At 63.6% G+C, this 11850-nt stretch carries 10 protein-coding genes and 1 pseudogene; 7 read left to right on the forward strand and 4 right to left on the reverse strand.

The window, feature by feature from the left end:
- Window positions 1-17: 17 nt before the first annotated feature.
- A complete protein-coding gene (locus CK219_RS22435; RefSeq protein WP_095768938.1) occupies window positions 18-2444 on the forward strand; it encodes an FAD-dependent oxidoreductase in 2427 nt (808 codons plus the stop codon).
- A 186-nt stretch (window positions 2445-2630) separates the two neighbouring features.
- Here CK219_RS22435 and CK219_RS22440 read toward each other — a convergent pair whose 3' ends face one another.
- Window positions 2631-3023, reverse strand: a complete 393-nt coding sequence (locus tag CK219_RS22440; protein ID WP_095768939.1) for a DoxX family protein — start codon at window positions 3021-3023, stop codon at window positions 2631-2633.
- A gap of 95 nt (window positions 3024-3118) precedes the next feature.
- Here CK219_RS22440 and CK219_RS22445 point away from each other — a divergent pair, with 95 nt between their 5' ends.
- Window positions 3119-3706 (forward strand): hypothetical protein, encoded by a 588-nt coding sequence (locus CK219_RS22445; protein WP_348628343.1) that lies wholly within the window; start codon window positions 3119-3121, stop codon window positions 3704-3706.
- 28 nt (window positions 3707-3734) lie between these two features.
- Here CK219_RS22445 and CK219_RS22450 read toward each other — a convergent pair whose 3' ends face one another.
- On the reverse strand, window positions 3735-4511 hold the full coding sequence (locus tag CK219_RS22450; protein ID WP_095768941.1) for a VOC family protein: 777 nt from the start codon (window positions 4509-4511) through the stop codon (window positions 3735-3737).
- A gap of 424 nt (window positions 4512-4935) precedes the next feature.
- On the opposite strand from CK219_RS22450, the pseudogene CK219_RS22455 reads away from it, so the two are divergent.
- From CK219_RS22455 to CK219_RS22480, 5 genes and pseudogenes are all read left to right on the forward strand, one after another.
- Window positions 4936-5669: pseudogene (locus tag CK219_RS22455) on the forward strand (gamma-glutamylcyclotransferase).
- A gap of 114 nt (window positions 5670-5783) precedes the next feature.
- Window positions 5784-7148, forward strand: a complete 1365-nt coding sequence (locus CK219_RS22460; protein ID WP_095768942.1) for an NAD(P)-dependent oxidoreductase — start codon at window positions 5784-5786, stop codon at window positions 7146-7148.
- Window positions 7149-7150: 2 nt separating this feature from the next.
- A complete protein-coding gene (gene preA / locus CK219_RS22465) occupies window positions 7151-8464 on the forward strand; it encodes an NAD-dependent dihydropyrimidine dehydrogenase subunit PreA (RefSeq protein ID WP_095768943.1) in 1314 nt (437 codons plus the stop codon).
- A 664-nt stretch (window positions 8465-9128) separates the two neighbouring features.
- Window positions 9129-9647 (forward strand): Rrf2 family transcriptional regulator, encoded by a 519-nt coding sequence (locus CK219_RS22475; RefSeq protein WP_095768945.1) that lies wholly within the window; start codon window positions 9129-9131, stop codon window positions 9645-9647.
- 37 nt (window positions 9648-9684) lie between these two features.
- The gene (locus CK219_RS22480) at window positions 9685-10143 is read left to right on the forward strand and encodes a carboxymuconolactone decarboxylase family protein (protein WP_095768946.1); all 459 of its coding nucleotides are present in this window, start codon (window positions 9685-9687) and stop codon (window positions 10141-10143) included.
- A 44-nt stretch (window positions 10144-10187) separates the two neighbouring features.
- On the opposite strand, the gene CK219_RS22485 is transcribed toward CK219_RS22480, so the two are convergent.
- Window positions 10188-10910 carry an SDR family oxidoreductase gene (locus CK219_RS22485; RefSeq protein WP_095768947.1) on the reverse strand — a complete coding sequence of 241 codons (723 nt, stop codon included), beginning with the start codon at window positions 10908-10910 and terminating at the stop codon, window positions 10188-10190.
- The gene (locus CK219_RS22490; protein WP_095768948.1) at window positions 10907-11752 is read right to left on the reverse strand and encodes an SDR family oxidoreductase; all 846 of its coding nucleotides are present in this window, start codon (window positions 11750-11752) and stop codon (window positions 10907-10909) included. Before CK219_RS22490 ends, CK219_RS22485 begins: the two co-directional genes overlap by 4 nt.
- Window positions 11753-11850: the final 98 nt, after the last annotated feature.

An 11850-nucleotide genomic window follows, 5' to 3' on the forward strand; every position in this document is an offset into this window, starting at 1 on the left:
ACCAACGAGAAAAGTCCATGAAGTCGCATGCAAAGGTCGTGGTCATCGGCGGCGGTGTCGTCGGATGCTCGGTGCTGTTCCATCTTGCCCGCCATGGCTGGACCGACGTCGTGCTTCTGGAGCGCGACGAACTGACGTCCGGCTCGACCTGGCACGCGGCCGGCGGCATGCACACCATCAACGGCGACCCCAACGTCGCCAAGCTGCAGAAATACACGATCTCGCTCTACAAGGAGATCGAGGAACTGTCGGGGCAAGCCACCGGCGTGCACCTCACGGGCGGCGTGCTACTAGCGGCGACCGAAGCGCGGCTCGACTGGCTGCGCGGCGTGGTGTCCAAGGGCCGCTATCTCGGCATCGACCTCGAAGTGATCTCGGCCAAGGAAGCGGCGGAACTGATGCCGCTCATCGATCCCAGCCAGTTTGTCGGCGCCGTCCGCAACAAGGAGGACGGCCATCTCGACCCGTCCGGCGTGACGCATGCCTATGCCAAGGCGGCGCGGAAACTGGGGGCCGAGGTCGAGCGCTTCACCAAGGTCGAGGACATCGTGCGCCGTCCCGACGGGCTGTGGCGGATCATCACCAACAAGGGGGATATCATTGCCGAGCACGTCGTCAATGCCGGCGGGCTGTGGGCGCGCGAGGTCGGCCGCATGGTCGGGCTCGAGCTGCCGGTGCTGGCCATGGAACACATGTACCTGATCACCGAGGACATGCCGGAGGTCGCCGACTGGAACAAGAAGACCGGCACCGAGATCATTCATGCCGTGGACTTCGACGGCGAGCTCTATCTGCGCCAGGAGCGCGGCGGCATGCTGATGGGCACTTACGAGAAGGCCAACAAGGTCTGGTCCGAGTTCCAGACACCCTGGAATTTCGGCCATGAGCTCCTGGAGCCGGACATCGACCGCATCGCGCCGTCGCTCGAAGTCGGCTTCCGCCATTTCCCCGCCTTCCAGAAAACCGGCATCAAGCAGATCATCAACGGCCCCTTCACCTTTGCGCCGGACGGCAATCCGCTGGTCGGCCCGGTGCGCGGCCTGCCGGGCTTCTGGGTCGCCTGCGGCGTCATGGCCGGATTCAGCCAGGGCGGCGGCGTGGGGCTCGCGCTCTCCAACTGGATGATCGAGGGTGATCCGGGCGCCGACATCTGGGCGATGGATGTGGCGCGCTACGGCGACTGGGCGACGATAGCCTACACCAACGCCAAGGTGCGCGAGAATTATTCGCGTCGTTTCTCGATCCGCTTCCCGAATGAGGAACTGCCGGCCGGGCGGCCGCTGAAGACGACGCCTCTCTATGACACGCTGTCGGCCAAGGGCGCGCAATGGGGCGTGTCCTATGGGCTCGAAGTGCCGCTCTGGTATGCGCCGGACGGCGTCAAGGACGAGTTCTCGTGGCGGCGCTCGACCGACTTCGACCATGTTGCCAAGGAAGTCGCGGCGGTGCGCGACGGCGTCGGCCTGTCGGAGATCTCGAACTTCGCCAAATACAAGGTGACCGGCGAGGGCGTGGCCGCCTGGCTCGACCGCATGCTTGCCTGCAGGCTGCCAAAGCGCGGCCGCATGACCTTGGCGCCGATGCTGAAGGACGACGGCAGACTCATCGGCGATTTCACTTTGGCCAATATCGACGACGCAGAGTGGTTCATCGCCGGCTCCGGCATCGCCGAGCAATACCACATGCGCTGGTTCGAGGCGCATCTGCCGAAGGACGGCTCGGTGCAAATCGAGGCGCTGGGACAGAAGCTCACCGGCCTTGCGATCGCCGGACCGAAGGCCAGAGAAGTGCTCGCCAAGGTCACCCGCGCCGATGTCTCCAACGCGGCGTTCCCTTTCATGGCGGTTGTGCGGATGGATATCGGCATGGCACCATGCCTGGTAGGCCGTGTCAGCTACACCGGCGATCTCGGCTACGAGATCTGGGTAGCGCCCGAATATCAGCGCGCCGCATACCAGGCGCTGCTGGCCGCGGGCGAAGCGTCAGGCATCGGCCTGTTCGGCTCGCGCGCGCTCAATGCGCTGAGACTCGAGAAGAACTATGGCTCATGGGCGCGCGAGTACCGGCCGATCTATGGGCCGCTTGAGGCCGGGCTCGACCGCTTCGTCGCCTATGGCAAGGACGCTGATTTCATCGGCAAGGAAGCAGCACTTACCGAGCGCAAAGACGGCGGCAAGCTCAGGCTGCGCAGCTTCATCGTCGACGCCACCGATGCCGATGTGATCGGTGACGAGGCGATCTGGCATGACGGCGTTGTGCGCGGCTGGGTCACCTCGGGCGGCTATGCGCATCACTCGAAGAAGTCGGTCGCGATGGGTTATGTGCCCAAGGAGATCGCCGACAGACCGGACGGTTTCGAGATCGAGATCCTCGGCAAGCGCCATGCGGCGCGCATCCAGGCGGCGCCGCTGTTCGACGCCAATTTCGAGCGGATGCGCGGCTAGAGCAGGATGACGTTTCGTTGAATCGTCATCCTGCTCTAACTCTTTGTTGGAGCATGATCTTTTCCGAAAACCGGTTCCCACTTTTCGGGATCATGCTCTAGAGCAATTCCAGGAAAAGTGCGAAGCGGTTTCCGATCCGGAATTGCGTCAAAACAAAAAGCCTCCAGGCGCGCACCCTTCGATGCTTCAGGCGCTGCGGCGGTTATCCAGCGCGAAGGCGCCGGCCCCGGCGAAGATCAGATAGAGGAAGATGAAGCAGAAGGAGATCGCCAAGTCGCCGCCGTTGTTGACGGGGAAGAAGTCGCGCGGCATGTGCGCCATGAAATAGGCGATCGCCATTTCGCCGGCCAGGAGGAAAGCGACCGGGCGGGTGAAGAGGCCGAGCGCCAGCAGGATGCCACCGGCGAATTCGAGAATACCGGCAGCCGTCGTCAGCCCGGTGAGGACGTGCGGCTCGGCGCTGACCGGGAAGTTGAACAGTTTCTGCGAGCCGTGTTCGACGAACTGCAAGGCGGTCATGATGCGCAACACACCCAGCGCCTGCGGGCTGTACCGAGCCAGGCTTTCGAAAAGCTTCATCTAGAACTCCGTTCTATCCCGCTCGGCCTTAGATTATCGCCCGGCGACGGACCACTCACTTCCCGTGGCCTGCCATCAACAATCGGTGAGTGGAAATGGTTTCAACCCCATGTTTCTTCTCTCTATGGTTGCATATGTATCCTTATGGTTGTATGACTAGGGGTGACGCATCAAACCAGGCAGGTTTCTTAACCATGAGAAAAGTCGCCATCAGCCTATTCGCAATCCTTGCAGGCACCAGCTTCGCCGCAGCCGCGGATACCGGCTGCGACGCCTTCAAATGGCCGGTTGAACGTGAGCAGGCCCTGTTTCCGGCCGCGCCCGCCGCCCAATCCGGCGCCACCCTGACGGTCGGCGAAGCGGTGGATTTCTCGCTCGCGGCTGTCGACACGGTCAGCTTTGAAGTGCCGCCTGACCGTGCACCGAAAGCCGGCACCTTCGGCGCGACGGCAAATGTGACCGTGCCGCCTGAAGGCGAGCTGCAGTTCAGCCTGTCCGACGAGGCCTGGATCGATGTCGTGCAGGATGGCAAGATCGTGAAATCGGCGGCTTTCAGCGGCGTGAAGACCTGCCCGGGCATTCGCAAAAGCGTGCGTTCCAAGCTCCAGGGCGGAGCGGCCGTCGTCCAGCTCAGCGGCGCCAAGAAAGCCGATCTGAAGCTGGCGGTACTGACGCCGGAATGATCCAGCGCCAGACCGCCGAGTGGTGCTATTATCGAACCGGTGCCAGCAGCGCGAAATGCGCGCCTTGCGGGTCCTGGCACTGGATGATCCACTGGCCGCTCGGCACGTCCATCGGACCCATGATGACTTTGCCGCCATTGTCGGTGACGCGCTTGGCGGCGGCGTCGATGGCGTCGACGTTGAAATAGAACTGCCAGACGGGAACCGGGATCTGCGGCGGCTTGTTCATGATGCCGCCGCCGGATTCGGGGCCGGCGCCAAAAGTCTGGTAGATGCCCATCTCGCCCATGTCGAACTGGCCGGCGCTCTCCCAGCCGAACTGGCTGGAATAGAAATCGAAGGCGGCTTTCCAGTCCGATGTGTAGAGCTCATGCCAACCGACATGGCCGGGCGTGGTCGCCGGCACCGGCGGCTGCTCGGCCTGATTAGGCTGCAGGAACATGAAGGAAGCCCCTTGCGGGTCCGCGACGACGGCGAAGCGGCCGACGCCCGGAATGTCGTCCGGCGCGCGGTGGACGGCGCCGCCGGCGTCCTTGAGCGCTTGCGTCGAGGCGTCGACATCCTTGGTGTAGATGTAGCCCATCCAGGCTGGCGGCATGCCCATCTTGGCGGGCTCTTCCGGCATCGTCATCAGCCCGCCGACGCCGCGCATGGCGGAGTTCACGACGATGTAGCGGGGCATGCCGGGCGCCTTGTCGAAAGGCTCGGCCCGCCAGCCGACAACGGCGGTGTAGAAAGCCTCGGCGGCGTCGAGGTCGGTGGTCATCAACTCGTACCAGAAGAAAGGTTGCGGGGATTTCGGCATGGTCGGTCTCCTCACCGGTTCAGGCAGCGATCGTTGTTCGATCCATCCTAAGGTATGTTGATGTCCAGGTGATGCCGGCCTGCAAATGGCGGCTTCCTGCGCTTCCGGTGCTCACGTACTTGAGTACGCTCCGCTCCGGTTCTCGAAAACCCCCGTTTCGGCGCGGCCTGACCTGAATCTCAACACGCCCTAGGACGATCCTGACGACAGGAATCCGACATCTGGGCCAGAATTCGAGGACGGCAAGCGGCTTAAATCGCGTCGCGCTGAAACGGATTCAGGCGGCGCGCTTTAAGTCCTTGTCTTGATGCATGTCGTTGTCACCCAGAACCGCTGCACACTTCTCGCTGACATGCATTAGGCCCACGATCTTGCGTATCCGGCGCTTTTCGACTTTGCTGGCCTCAAAGAGGGGGCTGTCTTCATGCGTCGAATGTCACTCACGCCTGAGCTCGTGGCCTTGTGCCATCGCGACGAGGTCGACCCTGGTCCCGACGGCAGCTGGACACAGCTAAGCGATGATGATTTCCGGACGCTTGCCATGCGCCTGTCCGGCGAAGCCGACGACGGTCCGCTGTGGGTGTTCGCCTATGGCTCGCTGATCTGGAAGCCGGCCTTCGAATCGGTCGAGCAAAGGCGCGCGGCCGCGCATGGCTGGCACCGCTCGTTCTGCCTCGACATAAAGCGCTGGCGCGGCAGCCGCGAGCAGCCTGGATTGATGATGGCGCTGGAACGGGGCGGGCGCTGCGACGGGGTTATCTATCGTTTGCCGGAGGGCGAGAAACCAGCCCAGATCGAGCGATTGCTGCGGCGTGAAATCGACGACCACGAAAGCGTCAGCTCGGTCCGCTGGGTTCCGGTAAGAACGGCGCAAGGGTCTTTGCGGGCGCTCGGCTTCTGGGTCGGCGTGACCGGCAAGGGCACTTCGCTCGGGCAGCCGCTGGAAAGCGTGGCGAAGATACTGGCACGCGCCTGCGGCCATGTCGGCTCTGGCGCCGAATATCTCTACAACACCGTCAGCCACCTCGAGACCTTTGGCATCCATGACCGCAATCTGTGCGGCTGCAGGAACTGGTGGCGGACGAGATCCGGTCCATCCATGGCCACAGCGTCGCAAGCCATGACACAGCAAAGGTTGCCGAGCCGGCTATAACATGACTACATTCATCATGTTTTTGCGCAAACAATACAGTGGCTTGGCCGAAAATTGACCAATTGATAAAAAAATAAAACGTGCTAGCCTTCCCCAAAACGACAACAAGGGGAACTGGAATGGCGACTGGTCATTTCATCGAAGGCATTGCCGGCGGCCGGCTGTCTTCCGAGCAATATGCCGACAATTTTTCCGACCTGCATCCGCCGCTCGATCATCACGAGGCGCTGGTCGAGTCCGATCGCTGCTATTTCTGCTACGACGCCCCTTGCATGAACGCGTGCCCGACGTCGATCGACATCCCGCTATTCATTCGGCAGATCGCGACGGGCAATCCGCTGGGCTCGGCCAAGACGATCTTCGACCAGAATATTCTCGGCGGCATGTGCGCCCGCGTCTGCCCGACCGAGACGCTGTGCGAAGAGGCCTGCGTGCGCGAGGTCGCCGAAGGCAAGCCGGTGCAGATCGGCCGGCTGCAGCGCTATGCCACCGATGTCGCCATGGGCGAGGGCAAGCAGTTCTACAAGCGCGCCGAACCGACCGGGAAGAGCATCGCCGTGGTCGGCGCCGGCCCGGCGGGGCTGGCGGCGGCGCATCGGCTTGCCCGCCACGGCCATGATGTGACGATCCTCGAGGCGCGCCCGAAGGCCGGCGGGCTCAACGAGTACGGCATCGCCGCCTATAAGAGCGTCGACGATTTCGCCCAGGCGGAAGTGGACTATGTCACCGCGATCGGCGGCATCGACATCCAGAACGGCAAGGCGCTCGGCCGCGACTTCCAGCTTGCCGACCTGATCCGGAACTATGATGCGGTTTTCCTCGGCATGGGGCTTGGCGGCGTCAACGCGCTGCGCGCCGATGGCGAGGACGCCGACGGCGTCGCCAACGCGGTGGAATTCATCTCGGAACTGCGCCAGACGAGCGATCTTTCCGGCCTGCCGGTCGGCCGGCGCGTCGTCGTCATCGGCGGCGGCATGACGGCAATCGACGCCGCGGTGCAGTCGAAGCTGCTTGGCGCGGAAGAGGTGACGATCTGCTACCGGCGCGGCCAGGAGCATATGAATGCTTCGGAGTTCGAGCAGGATCTGGCCGCCGCCAACGGCGTCACCATCCGCCACTGGCTGCAGCCGAAGCGCGTCATTGCCGAGAACGGCAAGGTGTCGGCCATCGAGCTCGAATACACCGCCATGAGCGGCGACAAGCTTATCGGCACTGGCGAAACGCTGCGGCTCAATGCCGACCAGGTGTTCAAGGCGATCGGCCAGAGCTTCGTGCCGGCGCATCTCAACGGCAGCGCGGAACAGATCGAGCTCGAAGGCGGCCGCATCAAGGTCGATGCCGAAGGCCGCACCTCGCTGGCAAAAGTCTGGGCCGGCGGCGACTGCATTTTCGGCGGCGACGATTTGACTGTCTCGGCGGTGGCGCACGGGCGCGACGCGGCCGAGAGCATCCACCGGGCGCTGACCTCTAACGGGAGGGCATGAGCATGGCAGACATCCGCAACAATTTCGTCGGCATCAAATCGCCCAACCCGTTCTGGCTGGCCTCGGCGCCGCCGACCGACAAGGCCTACAATGTCGAGCGCGCCTTCAAGGCCGGCTGGGGCGGCGTGGTATGGAAGACGCTGGGCGAGGAGGGCCCGCCGGTCGTCAACGTCAACGGCCCGCGCTACGGTGCTATCTGGGGCGCCGACCGCCGCCTGCTTGGCCTCAACAACATCGAGCTGATCACCGACCGCGACCTGCAAACCAATCTGCGCGAGATGAAGCAGGTCAAGATGAACTGGCCGGACCGGGCGCTGATCGCCTCGATCATGGTGCCTTGCGTGGAGGAGAGCTGGAAGGCGATCCTGCCGCTGGTCGAGGAGACCGGCGCCGACGGCATCGAGCTCAATTTCGGCTGCCCGCACGGCATGAGCGAGCGCGGCATGGGCTCGGCGGTCGGCCAGGTGCCGGAATATATCGAGATGGTCGTGCGCTGGTGCAAACAGTACACGCGCATGCCGGTCCTCACCAAGCTGACGCCCAACATCACCGACATCCGCAAGCCGGCCCGCGCGGCTCATGCCGGCGGCACCGATGCGGTGTCGCTGATCAACACCATCAACTCGATCACCGGCGTCGATCTCGACAGTTTCGCGCCGCAGCCGACCATCGATGGCAAGGGCTCGCATGGCGGCTATTGCGGCCCGGCGGTGAAGCCGATCGCCATGAACATGGTGGCCGAGATCGCCCGCGATCCGGAAACGCATGGCCTGCCGATCTCAGGCATCGGCGGCATCACCACCTGGCGCGACGCCGCCGAATTCATGGCGCTCGGCGCCGGCAACGTGCAGGTCTGCACGGCGGCGATGACCTATGGCTTCAAGATCGTGCAGGAAATGATCGCGGGGCTGGAGAACTGGATGGACGAGAAGGGTCACGCCTCGCTCTCCGACATCATCGGCCGTGCCACGCCCAATGTCACCGACTGGCAGTATCTCAACCTCAACTATGTCGCCAAGGCGCATATCGACCAGGATGCCTGCATCAAATGCGGCCGCTGCCACATCGCCTGCGAGGACACCTCGCATCAGGCGATCACCAGCATGGTCGACGGTGTCAGGCATTTCGAGGTGATCGAAGCCGAATGCGTCGGCTGCAACCTTTGCGTCAATGTCTGTCCGGTGGAGGGCTGCATCACCATGCAGCCGCTGGCCGCCGGCGTGCTCGACCAGCGCACCGGCTTGCCGGTGTCGCCGGTCTACGCCAATTGGACCACGCACCCCAACAATCCGATGGCCAAGGTGGCTGCGGAGTAGGATTGGTTCCTCGCCCCACGTAGTGGGCACAGATCTTCTGTGACTGGCGCGACTGATCAGGCCGAGCCTTGATTGCGACGTGGTTCCCCCAATCCGTCGCTGCTTCGCAGCGCCACCTTTCCCCCCCCGGAGGGAAAGGAAGGGAGCGTTGCTGGACGAGCGTTGACGGCAAAAAGCTTGGCGCCTTCCTCTACCCCGTCGATCGGGGGAGAGGTGGCTCGGCGAAGCCGAGACGGAGTGGGGGTCGACCAGCGCTACATAAGACAACGCATGCGCCAAACTGCCATGCACGCTATCGCCAAAGGCCAGGCCGCTTGGAAACGTGTGCATGCCGTAGACGAAGTGGGGAGAGGTGGCCCGGTGAAGCTGGGACGGAGAGGGGTCTTCGGGACGGATGGGAACTAGTCCAGGCTCCTGACCGCCTGTTTATCTTGCTAACACCTCATTCTTCACCGACTCTGAGCTCACAGAAGGCGTCCCCCTCTCCGTCCCGGCTTCGCCGGGCCACCTCTCCCCCGCTTTGCGGGGTGCGAGGAACCCAAGTCCCGCGAAGCGCCAATTCTCCCTCACTCTGTCATTGCGAATCTGCGGGCAATCTTCATTTTTCCATTGCAGATAAAAATTATCCACGATAAAAGATATCCATGAGTAGGAGATCAGCATAATGAAACTGGGCGATGGCGTTGAGGCGGCAATCCATTGCGCGGCGACGCTGGCCAGCGTTGATGGCAACAGCACGATGCCGGGCGCGGCGTTGGCTGAGGCGTTTGGTCTGTCGCCGAGCTATCTGCTCAAGCATCTCAACCAGCTCACGGCGGCGCGCATCCTGGAATCGGTGCCGGGACCGGCGGGCGGCTACAGGCTGGCGCGGGCGGCCGAGCGCATCACGCTGCTCGACATTGTGCTTGCAGTGGAGGGCAGGGAGCCCGCCTTCCGTTGCGGCGAGATCCGCCAGCGCGGCCCGGTCAAGATCGACGCCTCGGCCTATGTGAAGCCTTGCGGCATCAATGCCGCGATGCTCAAGGCCGAGCGCGCGTATCGAGCGGCGCTCGCCGAAGTGAAGCTGTCCGACATCGTGGCGGAGTACGCGGCCGAAGGCGATCCGCGATCCTATGCCGCGAGTTGCGCCTTCGTCGAGCGTCACCAGCGGCGCCAGAAATCCGCTTCACCGAAGCAGATTTGAACCTCTAACCCCACCAAAAACCCGGAAGGAAAAGACGATGAAACAGAGACTGCAGTTCTTTGCCAAGGCGCCGGAAATCATGAAGGCGGTGTCGGCGCTCAACAAGGCCGTCGACGAATGCGGGCTGGAAGTGAGCCTGCTGCACCTGATCAAGCTCAGGGCATCGCAGATCAATGGCTGCTCATATTGCGTCGAAATGCACAGCCGTGAGGCGAGGCGCGACGGCGAGACCGAAACGCGGCTTTATCTCGTCGCGGCCTGGAAGGAATCGCCGCTGTTTTCCGAGCGCGAGCGCGCCGCCCTTGCCTGGACCGAAGCGGTGACGCTGATCGCCGACAATGGCGTATCGGACGAGCTCTACGCCCGCACGCTCGAGCATTTCTCGGAAGAGGAACTGGTCAAGCTCTCGGTCGCGCTCGGCATGATCAACACCTGGAACCGGCTGTGCATTCCCTTCCACGCGATTCATCCGATGCCGGCAGCCAGGGCCGCCTGATCGAACGGCCTGGCGCGCGGATGAGAGATCCGCGCGCCTCATTGTCACGCAGCAAAGCGCAGGCCGCCGTCGCAGGTCAGCACCTGACCGGTCATGAAGCTGTTCGAGACCAGGAAGGCGATCGCCTCGGCGACGTCCTCGGCGCGGCCGATGCGGCCGACCGGCGTCTTGCCGGCATATTCGGCAAACACCGCCTGCCGCTGGTCGTCCGGCAAAAAGTCCCACCAGGGCGTGTCGATGACGCCGGGCGCCACGACATTGACGCGCAAAGGCTTCAGCTCGACGGCGAGGATCGGCGCGACGGTCAAAAGCATGCCGTTGATGGCGCCGATGCCGGCGACGCCGGGCGCGGCAATCTGCGCCGACACGGCCGAGATGAAAGTCACCGATCCGGCTTTGTTCAAGGTCGGCAGGGCCGCCTGCAGGCAGGAGAGTTGCGGCCGGATCTTTTCGTCGACGCCGCTGCCGATATCGGCGAGGTCGAGCGTCGCGAACGGTCCCAGGCCCTTGCCGCCGCTGGCGGCGAGAACCAGGTGATCTAAGGGTCCGAGGCGCTCGAAGAAATTCCGGACCTCGTCCAGCTTGGTGGCGTCGAAGGCGGCCTTGCCGACGGTGCCGTCGAGGCTCTTCCAGGCGCTCTTCAATTTCTCCTCGTTACGGCCGGTGATCGTGACTTTCATCGTGGGGCTGACCAGCCTTTTGGCCGTGGCAAGGCCGATGCCGGACGAGCCGCCGATGACGACGCAGTGTTCGGTGGTCTCGCTCATGAGTGCTTTTCCCTGGATGTTGCGGAAGATTGCCCGATCAGCTCGAGGCTAAGCGCGCGCAGCCGGCGGCGGGCTTTCTCGTCATAGGCCTGGGCGTCGGCGCGCGACTCCCGCTGGCCGTCGAAGTAACGGCCGCTGCGGCTTTCCAGCGCCGGCGATGTTGCCAGGTTGAGAATGGCGTCGGCGCCGGTCTCGACCGAGCTCCATGGCGTGACCCCGGCCTGCCGCACCATCGTTGTGTCCATGTAGCTTGCCGGGTGCAGAGCATTGACCGTGATGCCTGTGCCGTCGAGCTGTTCCGCCAGATCGATGGTGAACAGGATCTGCGCCAGCTTGCTCTGGCAATAGGCGCGCACGCCGCTATAGCCTTGGGTCAGCATGATGTCGTCGAAATCGATCGCCTGCTGGCCGGCCGAGGCGACATTGACGATGCGCGCCGGCGCGCTTGCCTTGATGAGCGGCAAGAGCTCCGACGTCAGCAGGAAGCCCGCGAGATAGTTGACGGCGAAGCGCAGTTCATAGCCGTCGGCGCTGACCTGCCGGCTCGCGGCCTGGCCGCCGGTGCCGACGCCGGCATTGTTGATCAGGACTTCGAGCCGATCGGTCCTTGCGCGCACCGCTTCGGCGAGACGGCGCACTTCGGCAAGCGAAGCGAGGTCGGCGGCGAGGAATTCCGCCTTGCCGCCTTTTGCCTCTATGGCGGCTACGATCGTCTTGCCGCGGCTTTCGTCGCGGCCATGCACCAGCACGCGGGCGCCGCCGGCGCCGAGCCGCTCGGCGACCACGCGGCCGACGCCGTCGGTCGAGCCGGTGACGAGAATTGTTTTATTGTTGAGTTCCATGTCCGGAGCCTCCTTGCGCTGCTCTGAACGCAAAGATGGGACATTGCGCGGGCCGCAAACAGTTCAAACTTTATCCTGGTATCGGTACTGCTATAATA

This window comes from Mesorhizobium sp. WSM4313, assembly GCF_002294725.1.
GTDB lineage: Bacteria > Pseudomonadota > Alphaproteobacteria > Rhizobiales > Rhizobiaceae > Mesorhizobium.